This window comes from Tumidithrix helvetica PCC 7403 (assembly GCF_965232925.1).
GTDB lineage: Bacteria > Cyanobacteriota > Cyanobacteriia > Pseudanabaenales > Pseudanabaenaceae > Tumidithrix > Tumidithrix helvetica.
Genome location: NZ_CBDDRA010000003.1, coordinates 186,320 through 203,621, shown reverse-complemented (window position 1 = coordinate 203,621; position 17,302 = coordinate 186,320). Strand labels below are relative to the sequence as shown.

General features: G+C 44.3%; 20 protein-coding genes, 1 tRNA gene and 1 pseudogene. 4 read left to right on the top strand and 18 right to left on the bottom strand.

What is annotated here, in order from left to right:
• Positions 1-59: 59 nt before the first annotated feature.
• The 3 genes and pseudogenes from ACP2WE_RS04605 to ACP2WE_RS04595 all read right to left on the bottom strand — a co-directional run.
• On the bottom strand, positions 60-251 hold the full coding sequence (locus tag ACP2WE_RS04605) for a hypothetical protein (protein WP_425214411.1): 192 nt from the start codon (positions 249-251) through the stop codon (positions 60-62).
• 7 nt (positions 252-258) lie between these two features.
• Positions 259-567, bottom strand: a complete 309-nt coding sequence (locus ACP2WE_RS04600) for a HigA family addiction module antitoxin (protein WP_425214410.1) — start codon at positions 565-567, stop codon at positions 259-261.
• A gap of 11 nt (positions 568-578) precedes the next feature.
• Positions 579-671 (bottom strand): annotated as a pseudogene (locus ACP2WE_RS04595) (type II toxin-antitoxin system RelE/ParE family toxin); the annotation flags it as partial.
• A gap of 233 nt (positions 672-904) precedes the next feature.
• On the opposite strand from ACP2WE_RS04595, the gene ACP2WE_RS04590 reads away from it, so the two are divergent.
• The gene (locus ACP2WE_RS04590) at positions 905-1,129 is read left to right on the top strand and encodes a helix-turn-helix domain-containing protein (RefSeq protein ID WP_330486032.1); all 225 of its coding nucleotides are present in this window, start codon (positions 905-907) and stop codon (positions 1,127-1,129) included.
• Here the strand turns inward: ACP2WE_RS04590 and ACP2WE_RS04585 are convergent.
• The 9 genes from ACP2WE_RS04585 to ACP2WE_RS04545 form a co-directional block, all read right to left on the bottom strand.
• Positions 1,123-2,094 carry an HNH endonuclease gene (locus ACP2WE_RS04585; protein WP_425214409.1) on the bottom strand — a complete coding sequence of 324 codons (972 nt, stop codon included), beginning with the start codon at positions 2,092-2,094 and terminating at the stop codon, positions 1,123-1,125. The two genes, ACP2WE_RS04590 and ACP2WE_RS04585, sit on opposite strands and share 7 nt — an antisense overlap.
• Positions 2,091-2,549: a DNA phosphorothioation-associated protein 4 gene (locus tag ACP2WE_RS04580; protein WP_425214408.1), complete on the bottom strand. Its 459-nt coding sequence runs from the start codon at positions 2,547-2,549 to the stop codon at positions 2,091-2,093. Before ACP2WE_RS04580 ends, ACP2WE_RS04585 begins: the two co-directional genes overlap by 4 nt.
• Entirely contained in the window at positions 2,550-2,795 is a 246-nt protein-coding gene (locus tag ACP2WE_RS04575; RefSeq protein ID WP_330486035.1) for a DNA phosphorothioation-associated 4-like protein, read from the bottom strand.
• 6 nt (positions 2,796-2,801) lie between these two features.
• Complete coding sequence (locus ACP2WE_RS04570) at positions 2,802-3,845, bottom strand: PDDEXK nuclease domain-containing protein (protein ID WP_425214407.1); 1,044 nt, start codon at positions 3,843-3,845, stop codon at positions 2,802-2,804.
• A gap of 29 nt (positions 3,846-3,874) precedes the next feature.
• Positions 3,875-5,953 (bottom strand): AAA family ATPase, encoded by a 2,079-nt coding sequence (locus ACP2WE_RS04565; protein ID WP_425214406.1) that lies wholly within the window; start codon positions 5,951-5,953, stop codon positions 3,875-3,877.
• Complete coding sequence (locus tag ACP2WE_RS04560; protein ID WP_330486039.1) at positions 5,950-6,123, bottom strand: hypothetical protein; 174 nt, start codon at positions 6,121-6,123, stop codon at positions 5,950-5,952. The genes ACP2WE_RS04565 and ACP2WE_RS04560 overlap by 4 nt, the downstream gene beginning before the upstream one ends.
• 49 nt (positions 6,124-6,172) lie before the next feature.
• Entirely contained in the window at positions 6,173-7,573 is a 1,401-nt protein-coding gene (locus tag ACP2WE_RS04555; RefSeq protein WP_503473940.1) for a DNA phosphorothioation system restriction enzyme, read from the bottom strand.
• A 1,001-nt stretch (positions 7,574-8,574) separates the two neighbouring features.
• Positions 8,575-8,646 (bottom strand) — tRNA-Gly (locus ACP2WE_RS04550).
• A gap of 162 nt (positions 8,647-8,808) precedes the next feature.
• Positions 8,809-8,943, bottom strand: coding sequence for a hypothetical protein (locus tag ACP2WE_RS04545; protein WP_330483408.1), 135 nt, complete (start codon positions 8,941-8,943; stop codon positions 8,809-8,811).
• 120 nt (positions 8,944-9,063) lie between these two features.
• Between ACP2WE_RS04545 and ACP2WE_RS04540 the strand changes: the two genes are divergently transcribed.
• The 3 genes from ACP2WE_RS04540 to ACP2WE_RS04530 all read left to right on the top strand — a co-directional run bounded on the left by ACP2WE_RS04540 (position 9,064) and on the right by ACP2WE_RS04530 (position 11,383).
• The gene (locus tag ACP2WE_RS04540; protein ID WP_425214405.1) at positions 9,064-9,462 is read left to right on the top strand and encodes a GIY-YIG nuclease family protein; all 399 of its coding nucleotides are present in this window, start codon (positions 9,064-9,066) and stop codon (positions 9,460-9,462) included.
• A 52-nt stretch (positions 9,463-9,514) separates the two neighbouring features.
• Positions 9,515-10,351: a hypothetical protein gene (locus ACP2WE_RS04535; RefSeq protein ID WP_425214404.1), complete on the top strand. Its 837-nt coding sequence runs from the start codon at positions 9,515-9,517 to the stop codon at positions 10,349-10,351.
• Positions 10,352-10,480: 129 nt separating this feature from the next.
• Complete coding sequence (locus ACP2WE_RS04530; RefSeq protein ID WP_425214403.1) at positions 10,481-11,383, top strand: Sll0314/Alr1548 family TPR repeat-containing protein; 903 nt, start codon at positions 10,481-10,483, stop codon at positions 11,381-11,383.
• A 389-nt stretch (positions 11,384-11,772) separates the two neighbouring features.
• Here the strand turns inward: ACP2WE_RS04530 and ACP2WE_RS04525 are convergent, their stop codons facing one another.
• From ACP2WE_RS04525 to ACP2WE_RS04500, 6 genes are all read right to left on the bottom strand, one after another.
• Positions 11,773-12,222, bottom strand: a complete 450-nt coding sequence (locus ACP2WE_RS04525; protein ID WP_425214402.1) for an NUDIX domain-containing protein — start codon at positions 12,220-12,222, stop codon at positions 11,773-11,775.
• A 17-nt stretch (positions 12,223-12,239) separates the two neighbouring features.
• Positions 12,240-12,785 (bottom strand): phosphonate degradation HD-domain oxygenase, encoded by a 546-nt coding sequence (locus ACP2WE_RS04520; RefSeq protein WP_425214401.1) that lies wholly within the window; start codon positions 12,783-12,785, stop codon positions 12,240-12,242.
• 28 nt (positions 12,786-12,813) lie between these two features.
• Positions 12,814-13,455, bottom strand: coding sequence for an ureidoglycolate lyase (locus tag ACP2WE_RS04515; RefSeq protein WP_425214400.1), 642 nt, complete (start codon positions 13,453-13,455; stop codon positions 12,814-12,816).
• A 5-nt stretch (positions 13,456-13,460) separates the two neighbouring features.
• Positions 13,461-14,594 (bottom strand): TIGR03364 family FAD-dependent oxidoreductase, encoded by a 1,134-nt coding sequence (locus ACP2WE_RS04510; protein ID WP_425214399.1) that lies wholly within the window; start codon positions 14,592-14,594, stop codon positions 13,461-13,463.
• A 124-nt stretch (positions 14,595-14,718) separates the two neighbouring features.
• Entirely contained in the window at positions 14,719-15,459 is a 741-nt protein-coding gene (locus ACP2WE_RS04505) for an HAD family hydrolase (RefSeq protein WP_425214398.1), read from the bottom strand.
• 63 nt (positions 15,460-15,522) lie between these two features.
• Positions 15,523-17,295, bottom strand: a complete 1,773-nt coding sequence (locus tag ACP2WE_RS04500) for a putative 2-aminoethylphosphonate ABC transporter permease subunit (protein ID WP_425214397.1) — start codon at positions 17,293-17,295, stop codon at positions 15,523-15,525.
• Positions 17,296-17,302: the final 7 nt, after the last annotated feature.

The window sequence follows — 17,302 nt, the reverse complement described above, 5'->3', positions numbered from 1 at the left end:
ATCAAGTTATCGAAAGGGTGTCGATTTTCCAGTGATTAGGTATAAAGCGAAGCCTTGTGTCAAGGATGACTATATTTGTCACTTAGGCTCTCGCTGAGGTATTTCTTATACTGAACTGACAAATCTGGTTCTGCTTCAATGCAACCAATCAGCCCTGCTTGTTGGAGGAGTTGCAGGGGGCTAGAGGATTCTTTGTGTAATTTTTGATCGCTGTCGAGTCTTGTGTTAGGTCTCATAGTTGTATTTGCCATGTTTCAGCTAGGTTAAATGAGTAAGCTGAGCTATAGGAATGCGACTATAAATTTCTCTGTTTTCTTCCTGAGCTTGACGTAAATCGTACTGTGTCTGTAAATTTAGCCAGAACTGAGCACTATTACCAAAATAGCGAGATAGACGTAGAGCCGTGTCGGCTGTAATGCTACGCTTTTCAGCTAAAATTTCGCTAATTCGCGTTTGAGCTACACCTATATCTTTGCTTAACCGATAGGGAGTTATATCTAGTGGCTCCAGAAATTCTAACCGCAGAATTTCGCCAGGGTGAATGTTTGGAAGAAGGTTGTTGTCCATAGCAATTTTCCTCAGTGGTAGTCTACAATTTCAACTCGATCCGCATTGTTTTCATTTGTCCACACAAAGCAAATTCGCCACTGATCGTTAATGCAGAAGCTATACAGCGATCTCAGATTTTGCTAGTTATCCATAATCCTGTAAATATTGTGAAATGGAGAAAGTAAGCAAATATCGGGAGTATGTTCAAAATTTGCTGACGCGAACAGTAACTTTGTAGACTAAATAGCCTACAAACAGGTAAAACGAAACTAAATGGACTACAGAATTATACGTCGTGTAGTCCATATGGTCACATTTCTTTACATGCTAAACATCCTCTGACACGATCAAAGGCATGGGTAAAGCAGGTAAAGCACTTGGGCTAGTTCTGGAAAGATATAGCATTAGTCAAACAAATCTGGCTAATGCTCTAGGAGTTGGTCGTTCAAATATTTATCGTTGGACTAATGAAGTTAGAGATCCTAACTCTGAGACAGTCCTGCGTATTGTTGAAGCATTAGAGAAAATTAATCCCAATGCTGCAAAAGAATTCAAAAGTCTGTATATGGGCAATCAGTAAGTTAGAAAAAGTTGCTCGCCATGATTAAAAACATTTTCTCGATGCCAACGCAAAGCGTCAATTCTAGGAAAGTAGCTCTGTTGTGCTGGTAATGCAATGTACTGACCATGAAAATCTCTCATAGTCCTTGCATGAGGTGACGCTTCTCTTAAATCCTCAGAGACAATAATCCTGTAGTCATCATCAACGGTAAACCAGCCACGGTCAAAAGCCCAGTGATGATTTTTGCAAAGAGAAAGACCATTATCAAAGCGATCGTCGCGAAATTGAGAGAATGGTTTGATATGCGCTCCGTCAACGATGTGTTGATTTAGAGAATTGAGAATCTGTAACTCACAAAACGCGCATCGAAATTCATAAGCAGAAACTACTATTTTACGAAATGCCGCATCTCGAACAATCAATCTAGATTCGTCTTCTATTTCATCAGCAGAATAGACAATGCCACCCTGTTCTCTTAAGCGATCTTGAAACTCCTGAAAGGAATTGATTTGAAAAAGTTGTGCGATTTGTGATGTTTTATCGGAGAACCAAGTGTTTACGAGCACATCAATCAAGCCACTTCTTGAGGATGGATCTTGGATTAGTTCAAAAAGCTCATCATCGAAGTAGGCATACTGTACAGCATCTCTCAATCCACTGAGGGTTTTGATTTTGACTTTTGAGTTGATTACGGGTTCAAATCCTACTTTTGCTTTTAGATGCCAAAATCCATCACCCTGAAGATGAAAGAATGGCTGGGCAATATCTGAACGATGAGATTCTGAACCCAAGTGACTCCAATACTTGAGAAATGTGGCGATTAATTCTGGCGATAAAAATATGCGATTTTGAGTGATTACTTCCTGTTGGATTAGAGCGATCGCAGATAGGATGAGTATGGGCTTATGAGGGGCAATTCCACGCACACGGTCTACTCGCAGCTTGGCAAATTTTTTGGAATAGAAAAGTAGATCTTTGTTCATAAAAATCTACTCAAATCAAAATCTTCTAGAGATTCTCTATTCTTTTCAGCTAGCAACATCAGCAGAATTGTATCGGTATAGTCAACACTTCCTTGCAATTCGCTTTGCAAAGCTTCAAGTCCTCCATTGGCATACTCCTCAAAGATTTGAACGCGAATGTTGCTAGATTCTTCGTCAAGAGCAAGACTTTTCGGATCTTTTGTATCTGCGATCGCAATTAAATTGATCGCAGGTTCATAGCCTCTCGCTAAAAACTGATCTTGTGGAATTGGATCGGGCTCCTTTCTTGATGTTTTACCAAGAGGTGTCTTTTTGCCACGCTTTAGCCCAAGGACTGCGGCAAACGTCATGACATCAGCATAAGTTTGGAAGGGCGCAGTAGGATTTTCCGCAGCTCTTAAGGAGCGAACTAATTCTGCTTTATCTTCGGCAATATAAACTCTACGAATACTCATTTACCAAGACCAAGCCATTACTTTGCAATATTTTCTAAAAATTTCTTGCGAAATCGGATCTGGGTCTTTTTTTGAGAATTCACTAAAAGGCTCCCTGCGATCGCGCTTTGCTCCTAACGATGCGGCAAACACCAACACCTCAGCATAAGTCTGAAACGGCTTCGTCGTATCATCCACCCCATCAGCCTTTAAAGACTTAACCAAATCAGCCTTATCCTTCGCGATTTTAACCCTTGCATCAGCCATCGTGATCTACTCCTCAATCCCACTTAACAACATCGCCACCTGTTCGGGAGCAGGCAACTGATCCTTTAACTCCTGTGGCAGCGTTGACACCATCCGATAGGTTGCTACCCCAATTGGTTTATTCGCATCCTTCAAAGCATATTCCACCGTTGTCTTATCCTTTGACTTGCAGAGAATTATTCCAATCGATTGCCCCTCATCTATCATCCGCACCTTATCATCTAGCACGGCTAAATAGAACTGCATTTTCCCCACATACTCAGGCTTAAACTTACCTACCTTTAACTCAACTGCCACCAAACATCGCAAGTGCCGATGATACAGCAGCAAATCGATAAAATATTCATCCTCCCCCACCTCTAACCGATATTGACTGCCCACAAACGCAAACATCCCACCCATCTCTCGCAAAAATGGCTCAACCTGTGCCAAAATAGCTGTCTCAAGCTGACGCTCGCTATGCTCATCTCCCAACTCTAGAAAATCGAACGTATATTCATCTTTAATCGCTAGCTTAGCGCGATCGCGACTCTCTTCAGATAGCGTTGCATCAAAATTTGTCTGATTCAGCAACGTCTTTTCGTAAGTTTGGTTCTCGATTTGGTGAATCAACACATTTTTTGTCCAGCCAAATTTGCGAGTCATCCAAAGGTAAAACTCACGCTCTAAATCGTCTTTGCATCTCTCCATAATCGCCAAATTATGCGACCAACCAATTTCTGCAACCATTGGTTGCAGTTTTTCATTTTGACTGTAGCTCAAATAAAAACTACGCATATTCCAGATATTACGAGCAGAAAAACCGCTTACCCCTTGAAACTCCGCTTGTAAGTCTTTGGCTAGTTGTTCTACAACGGACTTGCCCCAAGTTTCTCCTTGCTGGCGAGTCACAATCATCTTGCCAATATCCCAATAGAGCATAGCTAGTTCCCGATTGACTGACCTCAAAGCCTCATATTGAGCAGCCCGAATCCGTTGCTTTACTGCAACCAACAACTCTGTATAGGTCTCAGACAAATTTACGCGATCGCCTGTCATCTCTCTATCCATTAAAAGTTTTTAGAATTAGAGCAAGTGTGTTAACCATGACTGACCTCCAAAACTTCGGTATATTCGTATTCATAGGCACTCTCTCGCACTAACGGATAGCTCGTACCATACAAAACGATTTCATCTGTTTGAGGATCGGGTTTATTAGAGTTGAATACAAATACATACTCTTTCCCAATCCGCGCAGTCATTTCCTCTGCAACTTCTACGCGCCACTGGGTTTTTGTCACCATCACCACAAGCTGATTTGCCAATCTAGGAATTAATCGTGCCACTTGCCTGCGATAGATTTCGTCTAGGCTACCAAATGGCGAGTCCATGACAATTGGGAACGTACTGCTATCTGGCCCCATCACCAACCCTGTCTTGCTCCATTCCCTCACACAATCAATAATGCTACCAATAAAAGACAAACTAAGGATTTGATTTTCACCTGTGGAAGCACCCGACTGAACTTCTTGACCAGCAACAGTTTCAACTAGACTCAATTCATACTTTTCGCTCAACCTTGGCGTTAGTGCCTTGAAAGAGATCTGGCTAAAGATTTGAGCGATGCGAGCTTCCAATTGTTTGCGAAAGAGTTCGTTACGATTTGCTTTTAAATCAATCAGTAAATCTATAGCCTCTTGGGCAGCATTAATGCGTTTTTGAGCTAGCTTTTGCTTGCCTTCATTTTGTTTGCTGTTTTTAATTTGCTTGCTCAAATTTTCGATTTGCAACCGATAGTCAGTAATTTTTTGCTGCTTTGCGCCTTTTTCTAGATTTAAGTCTTCAACCTTGCGATCGACCTGATCGATGCGCGTTTGCATCTGGCGAATATCCTCAATCGGGCTATGGCGTAACTGATCGCGAATAGCTTCCAACTCTAACTCAAGGCGAGAAATATTGCTTTTGAGATGATTGATATTTGCTTGCTTGGTATCAATGCCTTGCCAAAAATCTGTTGCTTGCTTTTCAACTTCATCGACAAAGCCCTCAAGCTTTAAAGTGGCAGTTTCCACATCTGCCAGGCCAGCCTTGTCTAACCAGGTTTTTACCTGTTCGTAATTGGGTGAGCCTTCATGGAGTTCTGCACCACAAATACAGCGTTGACGTTCTAGCAGGTCGAGTACAAAGGTTTGCTTAATATCCGCAGGAAGTTCGCCACGTTCGTGTAACCCACCCACCAGTTCTCGAAAATCAGCGATCGCATTCGGCAGAAACACACTATAGCCTTGAGTGGAAATCGCCTGCTTCAGTTCGTTTTTTACCCGACGGAGATTATCCCGATTGTCGCGTTCTTGCGCTTCGAGCGCTTCTCGCCGCTTTTGGATTTCTTCTACGCCGCCCAACTCTGCCAAGCGTTGGCTACAGTCTCGCCTTAGCTGAGCTTGGCACTCGACTTCGCGATCGATTTCCTCCAGTCGCGCCTCTAGTGCGGTGATGTCTCGATCTATTTGCTGCTTTTGAGAAATTAAGGTCTTGGTTTGAGCATCACCCACACTTTTGAGTTCTTCTTCTAGGGATTTTTTGGCTTCTTTAAGATGCTTGATCGCATTGTCTAAAACCTGCACGCCCAAAAGCTTTTTTGTCGCTTCCGCAATCTCATTGCGATTATCCGATCTCACAATTTGTTCGATGCGCTCTCCATCAAAGAAAAAGTATTGATGCAAGCTCTTGGGCAAGATGCCATTAATTACTGCCTCAGGCATTTGCTTGTGGGGAGTCCAGCGTCCGTCATCCCCTGAAACCAATAGCAGTAATTCACTTTTGCTGTAGTCAATAATTCTCTCTTCGCTAATGTTGCGTTTATAGGCGCGGCACTGTCGCTTGACTCTATAGCGCTTGCTATCATGCTCAAATAAGACTTCCGCCCAACATTCAACAGCTTGATTCGGTTGGGATTCGGCGATCGCTTGACGATTGACTAACTGCTCTGGGTCACCAAAAGCCGCTGTAAATTTTTCGTATAGCACCCATGTAAAGCCATTCAACAGCGAAGTTTTGCCTGTGCCATTGTTGCCGTGCATGACTGTGATGTTGCGATCGTCAGATCTTGCCAACACAATCTCAGGCGTTTGTTGATAAAAACAGCGAAAGTTAAACAGCTTGATGGAGATCAGCTTCATTGCACAGCTTCCTTGACAATTTTGAGAATATCTTCATTGATCCGACCTAGCTCGTTTTTGTCGAGACGATCTTTCTCGATCGTCAAGACGTTGCGAATAATTTGTTGAACTGCGGGTGAAGCCCGATCAATCGGCTCATGTATATTGCTCAGGTTGGGAACTTTGGTCATCGATTCTACTTTATATACTCGTTTACACTAGCGACTGCGATCGCTATGCTTACAAATCTAGCAACCCATAGCGTTTTTGCAAGTCTACTAGCTTTAGTCTAGCCTCTCCGCAGTTGTCTGCTAAATTAGCAAACTCCACAAAGCGCTGTAACTCTTTTCTCAGTAAATTACGTTCGACATCTATACTGTCCCTACCTAGATCGGGTGGTAAAACGATCGTGTCAAATAAAGTCGCACGGGTTTTATTGGGATGTGCGCGCAAAATTCGTCCGCGTCGCTGAATAAATTGGCGAGGATTCGTACTACTTGCCAACATAATTGCAGTTTGAATCGCGGGAATATCCACACCCTCATCTAAACAACGAATCGCTACAAGTCCCTGTAAATCTCCAGTTTCAAACAAAAGCCTTAAATTCTCCCGCTCTTCTAAAGATGTCTCTGCTGTATAAGTATTGACTCGATACCCCAAGTCTGAGCCTAATAATTGCGCCACCGCATTTAATTGGCTGGTACTGGTCTCTGCAACCTCATCCTCAACTGAGCCATCACCACAATAGATCAGCGTATGTGTTGTCTCAAGGCGTTGTTGCATCAGTTCCCTTAATGCGGTCAACTTATTAGCAGCAGACCCTAATAACCTTGCCCGTTGCATCAGTAAAGCCGCGATGATTTCGCTGTCACCCTCCAATGCGATCGCCTTGCCGATTTTCTTCGTCAACTCAGCATATTTCTCAGTCTCAGATTCCGTTAGTTCTACCAAGATCGGATAGTAAAGGTAATGTACCAATGCCCCTGCTCTAATTGCGTCCGCAAGGGTAAACTCGGGTTGAATCACTGCACCAAAATAATCAAACAGAGCTTCTGTTCCTAACTCGTCAAAATAACGCTCTGGTGTAGCAGATAGCGCTAATCTCAAGCCCACATTGCGCGGCAAACTTTCTGCTAGCCTTTTTGAGCCTAAGTTATGCGCTTCATCTCCCACAATTAAGGTTTTATCGGGTAAGTAGCGAAGCTGCGACTGCAATCCCTGACCAATTAACGTGGTATTTGTCGCGATAATTGTCAGGAATTTCTGATGCCCCGATCGCACGTTGTAAAGTTGCGTGGACAATCGGGCTTGCCAGTTATGCACTTTTTCAAATGCAAGGATTGGCTCTAGCCCAAATTTTTGACATTCTCTTTCCCATTGGATCACTAAATGCCTGTAAGGACAGACGATCAATAGAACCTGTAAACCAATTTTTTGATGTAGCTCAGTCGCGATCGCCAATGCCGTAATGGTCTTTCCGCTACCCGTTGCCATCTTGAGCGTGCCGCGCCCATGATTCTCAAACCAGTTTGCGATCGCTTGTTTCTGATAATCCCGCAAACTTAAGGTATTTGGTAATATTGGTATCCCTCGTTCGGGATTGCTGACGATGGGGATGTAGCATTGTTCTGCTTCTCCCACAACGGAATTTTTCCTCGGAATTGACTCAATCGGTGGATTGTTAGGACGCAAACGCAGAAGCGATCGCTTTGCTGCTTCGGGAAAGTCAAGAATGTCTAAGGAAGGTGTGCGATTTTCCCATAACCGTAGAAAGTTCTCTTGCTTGCTCAGTGCGCGTTCCCTGACGCCCTTCTCCCACGAGCAGAATACATCAATACACTCAAAGTTATCCATTAAAGCACTCGAACTTTCATTCGCCGATCCAGTAAATGCCACAAGATTTCCCTCACGATCGGAGAAAAGTCCTAGCTTCTCATGATAAATGCCCCTATGACTGCGGATGTCCCTACAGATGGCAAGCTTGATTTCTAGCAAACCTTTGCTCAATAACCAAGCAAGGCAAGCGAGGCGATCTTTAACAACTTCTTCAAACTCCTGTTCTAATTCTCTTAACAGACTCTGGGTAACGATCTCTTCTCGCTGACTTAGTCCTTGAGCGATCGCTGCCGCATCTTCTTGAGATAAACAGGGAGATGACACTAAGCGCATTTTGCCCCCAGAGTGAAGCAATGCTGTCAAACCTTTTGCCACTGTTGCCATGGAGGTACTAGAAAAAAATCCCACTGCCCGACAGTAGAGAAAGGAATTCTCTAGACAGGGAATATAGAAATCTTGGATAAGATCGCAGTTGTCACTACGATACTCATTTTTGAGTTTTAGATTGCTCAGAGCCAATTTTCGAGCCTCCTAACTGTTACGCTTTCCCCTTTACTCTATCTACTGGTCGAGCTGTTTAAATACCATTGGTGGTAGCTACACCACATGATGACTATATGAATCCTGGGCACTGGTTCCGCACTATGGGAAAAAGCTCTAAAATCCTTTTGGTCTCTGGATTTCGATGATTTGGTCTTAAAATGACTAAACCCCTTACTTGACAAGGACTTTAGCCTAATAATCCTGTCAGATGGAACCAGCGCCCAGAAACTGGGTAGACAATTAAGATAGTTTCCTAGAAGTTAAGCGGGTGAAGAGATTCGAACTCTCGACATTCTCCTTGGCAAGGAGATGCTCTACCACTGAGCCACACCCGCACGTCACTCAAAAAGTGCTTAACTATAATGACAAACTTGTATCACCAAGTCAAGCACTTTTTTAAGCAAAGTTGAATAGTAATAAAGTTTTTTAGTGCCTGCTCAGCCAAACCCTTGCAGAGACTGGCGAGCAGATTCTGCACCCACCAAAATCACTTATATTTACATATAAGCAGATTGGAAACCCCACCATAACAAAACGCCGATCGCGCTTAAAACTACAACTGCTGAAAGTGCGATCGCCACGGGGCTATCAGCACCATCAAACTTCATAATGCCACGATTAAAGTCTGACATATAAGTAAAACCTAACCTACTTATTTCAATTACTTAAGGCTGACTTACTTATATACTACCTGCAAATACTGAGGCAATATCCTTTGCATTTATTTAACCTCTATCACAACTAGCCGAGGGATGAAAATCTTTCTGCTGCCTAGCAAATCTATTCATAAGCTCCACGAATTACCCACTGAAGCTGGAGTTTATTACGTCACGGCTTTTTGGCTAGTGTTTTATGTGGGGCAGGCAAAAAATCTACGGAATCGCTGGCGTAAAAACCATCAGAGGTATAACCAATTCAAACTGCTTGCCCCCTTTGGTCGGCTTCACTATAAGACCATGCCTGCATCCCAGATCGCTACCTACGAAAAGGCTGAAATCAAGTACTATAAACCTGTGTGGAATTACAGCAGGGTGCCAGATTTTTTTGGGCTGTTAACTTTATTTCTAGGTGTATGGTTGCGTGTTATTGTTTACACCCTGATGATGCTCGCTTTGGTTGCGATCGCAATCTATCTCATTTGGTTTCTTTGAATTTAATGATTCAGACTTAGGTTTTTCTGGCAAAATTTGTTTGTTTTTATTTTTGCGAAAATACTTCAAGGCTCAAAACTTCGCTCAAAACTTTAAGGGCATTTTGGTAAATCATCATTCACTCAAAAGTCGGTTTCGGGCGGCCTTAACAGGTGCATTGCTTGTTTTGCCATCCCATCAGCGCGAGAAAATATCTGGTGCGGTTGAAATCGCGATCGCATCTCAGACAAAGTTCCCGATTGAACCCATAGCCAATCAAGAACTGGATGTCTGGACAAAGGTTTGCCAAGCGATCGCCCTAGGTTTGTTTTGGCATCAAGACGTACATACTTTATCCAAGGTGCTATCTAGCTATGTGGCGACTCCAGAGCATTTGATTTTGGCCTATGCGATCGCGCTCTGCTGTCGAGATGCACTCTATCCAAGAAATCTGATCGGTCATATTTGTGCGTATTTACCCAAGGAACTAGAGGAGGAACTTAATGCGGAGGGTTTGAAAACTTTAATTCAGCAGTTGCGGTTGGCACAAGATTTGGTCGATCGCGGACAAAGTGGGGTAATTGCTCGTCATACCCTACATCAACCGATCGCCTATGGACTCTATTGCTTTCTTAGCACCCCCCGTCATTGGGGACTTGCCACAAAGCGCACCCAGCTAATGAATCCGATTATTGGGGCGAGTATCGGTGCGATCGCAGGGGCTTACCAAGGACAAGTGCCAGCAGAATACAAGGATGATATAGGTTTGGAAATCTTAGAAACTGGCAGGCTAATGGGCGATCGCTTATTGGCAGCTTGGGCTGGAGTTTATGACCTATCTCAAATACAAGATTTGGCTGAATTTTCGGCAACTATCGCTGCTCCCAATGTTCTAAAGCGTAGAATTTAATCAGGTGGAAACCTTACGATCGATCGTAGCGTCTTGAAGATTGTGACTTACGATCTAAGAAGCTCATCTCCTCAAAATCTGTCTTTACCAAAAACATCTCTCGTTTGAGATAAGCAAGGAACTCAATATATGATGCGACCTGTTAACTTTGTTTCAGCTTCCCTGATTGCCAGCGTTTTGGCAACAGTGATCGTACTGCCGAGCTGGGCGGGCGATCCCTTTCGCACATCAAATCCGCGTCCGATTGGTGCAGATACGCAAAAAGCTTTTGAACTGCTATTTAGGGAAGGGAACTTTTCTGATGCTGTCAAACAAATTGACATCGCGCTCAAAACTGAATACGATGAGCCGTTGATTCAAGCCCTAAGAGCTTCTGTTGCCTTTATTCGTGAAGATTATCTCGATATGAAGGTCTATGGTGACAAAACTCGGGCCCAGGCTCGGAGATTGCTGAGTACTGACAAATTACGGGGTCATATTTACCTCGCTGCTAGCAATCTCATTGAAGCAGGCTATGTCGTAAAGACAGAAGGGCTCACGAGTGCACCTAAAGCATTACCGCTAGTTCAACAAGCTCTTGACGAAGTTAAGAATGCCCAAGACATTGACCCTCAAGACCCAGAGCTAAATGTGGTCAAAGGTTATATGGATATGCTGATTGCTTCCGTTTTGCCGCTTTCCGATCTAGAGAATGCGCTTACCAGTTTAAAACAATATGCTTCTCCTGATTATGTCAAATGGCGTGGAGTTGCTTTAGCCTACCGCGATGCTAGAAAAACCGACCTTGCGTTAGAAGCAGTGAATAAGGCTCTCATTGCAGCACCAAACAATCCAGAGCTGTATTACCTCAAGGGACAAATTCTTTGGCTCAAGGGAGGCAGTAGCCTGGGAGATGCCAAACAAAATTACGTTAAAGCATTGAGCAAAGCTAAACAGTTACCTCCACCTTTGGTCGGTGTTATCAGTACAGAATGCCGAAACCTGACAAACGAACTTACGGGTAGACCAGATAGTTGCCCCATACAGAATTAGGACAAAGTTAAATCGCTTTTCTATAAAATTTCAGTTTGCATAAACAGGTTCTGTTTACTTAGCTCCTTGAATCATTTCACCCTCAGCGAAGACTTCGTTGAGGGTGATTTTTTCACAAGATTTCCGATAAATTTGCCACAGCTCTGAATTTGATACCATTTTCAAAAAGTGATGCAACGCATCTTTTTGAAAAGACCGCGCGGAGCGCGGAACACAAAACCCGATCTGTCGCAATTTTAAGAGAAATTGGTATCATACCAATTTAATTGGTGAAAGCAACAGATAGGAAATGCAAGACACTGTAATTCTTAACCACATGCTAGATCTGTTACCCTTGGTCTTTAAATTGGTATGAGTTCCGTGCTACATGCAGTTTTTTGAAAATGGGATTACTCAAGAGTATTGGTTCTTCTGAATGCTGTTAGAGCTTGCCAACAGCGCACAGAACAAATATCAGAAGTAATTGTACGAATAGGGAGCCACTGAATTCCTTTTGAGCCTATCTCTGGGTCGGAGCTGCTCAGAACGCAAGACTGGCGGTCTACGGAGCATTGGTAAATAATATTGACATTATGGAGTACCCCCCCCGAAATCAGCGGATCGGGAAAAAAGCTATCTGTGACCGCTAATAACTGCAGCACATCAAAGACTGCGATTCCTGTCTCTTCTTGGATTTCGCGATGCAGCCCCTCAAGAACGGTCTCATTGGGCTCCAACCCACCGCCGGGCAGATCCCAACAGTCTATTTCGGGTAAAGTCATTTGGTGGATTAATAACACCTCATCGGCATCCACAAAGAAGCCATTGACCGTAACTCTCAATCTCGTCTGTTCTGTCATTTGCATGCTTTTCTGTTTTACCGTAGACAACTTGCCACAATGGTTACGAAATCGTTTAAATCTGGTGTTTTTAATCCTTCTACCTTCGCGAGATCGTCCCATGCTCTGAGGCTTACAGCATCTTTAGCATAGGGCTTTCCCATAAACACGAATGCTTCCTCTTTAGAGAAAATCCCGCCTTGCAGAATCAGGCTGCTTTGAGATGCGAGAGATAAACCTGCAAGGTAAGTAGGATCGGCAGCACAGAGATAGCGTTTAGCCTCCACATGTAGCCGAATTGGCTCTGTGACCGTTGGTGGGAAAAGCAGTTCCAGTGGTTTTACACCCTCATATTCATGGCGACTGTCGATCGCTTTCTCTGCACAGTTCTCACCTAAATCATGCAACAAATGTCCCAGATCGTGCAGGAGACAAGCGGTAATCAGTTCTGAACTTGCACCCCGTTCTCTCGCCAGTGTGGCGCATTGCAATCCATGTTCTAACTGGCTCACAGGTTCTCCACCATATTGAGCGTGCCCTCTCGTGGCAAAAATATCGAGAATTTCATCGAGGCTAAATTTCATGCGATCGCTCCAAATTACCAATTGCCAATTAAAACCTGCACTTCGCTGCGAGCAAACAACCAAATTCCCTCGCAAAATCGATGGAAACACGAGCGTGGACTGCTCCCTGTTTATCAAAAAAACGTTGCTTCCCAGAGAGGGGAAATACACCTTCATGCCAAACATTTGGATGGATATAAAGTCCACAATTTCCATCAAATCGAAAACAGATGAAATCTTCAGGCTTCACATCATCGCCCGGTAATGCGAGAGGAACGAAGAAAGGTTTGCGATCGAGAGGAAAGAATAGCTGTCCGCCATCAGGGTGATAGTTTGCATGCCAAAGGAGGATTTGCTCTGGTACGCGATCGCTTTCAAGAACGGCAAGGCATGGCTCTGTGGCATAGGCTAGAATATAGTTGCCATCAACGGCTTCATTATGCCCAAATAAAATTTCTCCTTGCCATTCACTCCAAAAAATTCCTTCAGTAGTACCTGCGCCATCGCCGCTACCCAGATCGACCGATCGCCATCCTTGGGCAGGCCATTGCACAATTTCTATTTGAGCGATAGCAGGATCGTTCACTAAATATCCATATCCAGCTAACGTGGCATCGGTTGCCTCGATCGCTGGCATCACAATCCGCTTGAGTCCAGAGGGTAGGTTGGGGTTGAGATAATCTACGGTCATAGAAGCTACAAATAAGTTGCTATATTCTCCTCAGCTAAGCCAAAGGATAGGGTCATACCCGCACCGCTAAGGGCATTCACCAGAACGACATTGGGTTCTGGCTGAGCGATAAATTCGGTTTTACCAGGAAGTTTTGCATAAACCCCATGCCAAGTTTCCGCGATCGCTAACGATGGGAACTTAGCGAATTTCTGTAAATAATCGAGAACGAGGTCGTTGATTTCGCTGCGATCGAAGGGATCGGGATTCAATCCGTATTCATGGGAGTCTCCAAGGATTACTTCTCCCAATCCATTTTGAGAAGCCATGACGTGAATTCCCCACTTTGGAAAATCTGGTGTTTCAAGCTCTATCCTTTTTCTTAAGGCATCCAACGTACTACAGTGACCGAACGATGCGTAGTGCGTTAGGGTCAATCCCGCACAGAGCGAAGGACCCAATCTCCAACTTTCTGGTTGAGGTACAGTTCGCATCATCTGTAGCCTGACTTTTGTAATCCCTGTTTCCGCATATATCTGGGGATACAGCGTCTCCATATCTGCGCCGCTACAGACAAAAATGCGATCGGCAGTCCATAGTTCGCTTCCTACTTGGAAATTGGGATGGGAAATAGCCGTTACGGTTTTGCCAAACTGGAACTCAATCGGATAGTGATGCGCTAAAAACGCTGGGAGCTTTTGAATTGCTTCTCTCGGATCGACCGTCATTTCCGTATCGCTCCAGAGTGCGCCGAGCAGACCATCTGAATTAACTGCATTGCTTTTTCCTGCTACTTTATCGGCAATCAACAAAGCAATGGAATCGTTGGGTTCGTTGGTGGCGATAAATTCTTCGAGCACGTCGAGTTCGTCTTGGCGGTAGGCAAGCAGTAAAGAACCGCAGCGATCGCAGTAAAGTCCAGCTTTTTCAGCAACTTCTAACCAGATCTCTCTAGACCTGAGGGCGCGATCGCGCAATTTCCCAGCAGGTTGACCGATCGGCCACACCATGCCAAAGTTGCGAATGGAAGCTCCTACAGCAGCGAGATTTCGCTCGAATACAGTTACTTTGAACCCTTTTTTGGCAGCCGCGAGTGCATGGGCGAGACCGACAATCCCGGCACCCACGATCGCAATTTCTGTATGATTTGTTTGACTCATGTTCGGCTCATTATCGTCAATTCTTTGTGATTTGAAAGTCTATAGCAATCCTAATTTGATTTGTGTGTAGGGGCAATTCATGAATTGCCCCTACGATTCTATACAGGACAAAGAATCTCTTATATCATTCAGGAGCGCTATATAAACTCGCTAAGGTCTTTTGGAATTCAGTCAAGGATGCAAAAAGACCATCGTGGGGAAAGATCGCTAATTGTTCTCTTGTATGGGTTCCGTTGGTAACACCATAGGTATAGAGGCAACCAGCATTGCGTCCTGCTAAGAGATCGGAAGGCGTATCGCCGATGCAGACCACTTGTTTGGGATCGATAATTCCTAGCTGATACATTGCCTTTTGAATCATATATGGCGCGGGACGACCTTCTAGATCGTATATTTCTGAGGGCGTAATCGAAGCTTGAATTATTGATGATTCGGAGCCGATATAGTGAGGGTTCAATCCCCGATCCCACCCCAAACGCTTGAGAATAATATCCGTAACCTCGCGATAAAACCCTGTAGTCAAAGCAATTTGAATTCGTCGCGATCGCAACCAGTCAAATAGTTCTAGGCATCCGATGGTCGGTTCTACGGGTTGGGTGAGATAGTGATTTTCTAAAATATGTTTGAAAGCTGAAAAGGATGTTTCCACATTTGCAAGATAGTTCGGATCGTTTGTGCCAATTTGCTCTGCCCAGAGGGTTTGGAAAACGAGTCGTTTTGAGAGTCCCATCATGGCGATTACTCGTTCGGGCAAGGCTTTCAGTCCTGTTTTTTCAGCAGCACGCATGAAACAGGTTTCTACCTCGCGATCGTCCTTGACGGTCGTGCCAGCCATATCCAAAGCGACTAATTTAATTGCAGTCATGGGGTTTTCCTGATGTGAAATCGACAAGCCATCGTAGGTATCCTTCTGTTAAAATTGAATGTTTCAACGTTTTAACCAGGTTTGAGTGCGTTTGGCTAAACCTTGAGTTAGAAGCCAGTAGAGAATCCTTACGCCAATGCTTGTCAGTACGAGCGCCGTAGACATCGCAGCGGCAGGAGCCACATCCCCCGCATCATCCATATTTACGATCGCTACCGCAGCTAAAGGAGCATTGGGTGGATACAAAAAGATGATTGCCGAGATTGTTACCATTGAGTTCACAAAAAAGTAACTACCTAATTCCAGAATCGCAGGAATTGTTAAAGGAATTGTGACTCGCCAAAAAGTTTTGTAAAATGGCACCCTCATAGAAGCAGAAACAGATTCAAACTCTGGGTCAATTTGCTTTAAAGCCGTACTTGCCGTGAGAAAACCGACCGTATAAAAGTGAATGATGTTACAAATCACCAGCAAAGCGATCGTGCCGTAAAGTCCGTGGAAAGGATTCACTAAAGCCAGATTTGTATAGGGAATATTCCATAAGGGCTTGTTAAAGAAAAACACGTAGGAGAGTCCCAAGACCAAACCAGGGAGGGCTAAGGGAATCGTGGACAAGAAATAATTGAACGATCTCAGTATTGTCAATCCTTTACCTTTCTCGACCAGATAAGCACCCAGAAAAACAGCGATCGTGCCAAAAACTGCCGTATAGAGAGAAACTTGGATGCTATTCCAATAGGCAGCAAGCCCTCCGCCTCCCACAGCATTAAAATCGTAGTGTTTTGTTGTGAGGGCGAAATTGTAAGGCCAAACCTTGACGAGAGATGCCAAAACGATCGTGCCAAACACGAGCAGAATAAAAGCGACGATCGCGCTGCAAATGACAAACATCAGCCAATCTAGCTTTGGATTCGGACTCGGTTGAAATGGAACCGATCTGCTGCTGACCAAAGCAGTTTGGCGTCTTTGAAAAACGCGGTCTAGAACGTAGGCGATCGCTGTTGGAAGTAATAAAAATACGCCAATCGTCGCTCCCATCGAGAAGTTTTGCTGTCCGATCACCTGCTTGTAGATATCCGTGGCGAGGACGTTAAAACCGCCGCCTACAACTTTGGGCACGCCAAAATCAGTGAAGGCTAGGGTAAAGCAAACAAAAATCGCACTCATGAGTCCGTATTTTACGCTCGGTAAAGTCACGGTCAAAAATACGCGATGGGCGGGGGTACGTAGGGCTGCCGCTGCTTCATAAAGTCTGGCATCGGTAATGTTTAATGCCGTAATCAAAAGAATCACAGCTTGGGGAAAACAATACAAAACTTCGCCAATAATGATGCCATTCGAGCCGTATAAATTAATGTCCCACCCCGGCAACAGAGAAAAGAACCCCGTGGTGATCAAACCCTTGTTCCCAAATAGGTAAACTAACCCAATACTATGCGCTAGGGGAGGGATGAAGAGGGGTAGCAAACCAAGAATGCGAAAAAATGGCTTGCCAAACATGGCGGTGCGGGTGAGGGCATAGGCATAAATAAATCCCAAAACTACGGAGATAGCGGCGCTGGCGATCGCGATATAAAACGTGTTAAAAAGAGAAACAGAAAGCGAAGGTGTTTGAAAATAGCGAAGGTAATTGTCGAGTCCGATCCACTGCCCATCCATATCCTGAAAACTGCGAATCAACATGGGATAAAGCGGCAGCAACACGCCAACCAAAAGCCATAGCGTACTGACAACGATCGCGATTCTCAAAATCCAGTCTTCCTTGGTAGGAATTTGGCGAACTTCCGCTTGAGCTGGAAATGGGAAGATAGATTTCTTGGATGGTGCTAATGTCATAGGATTG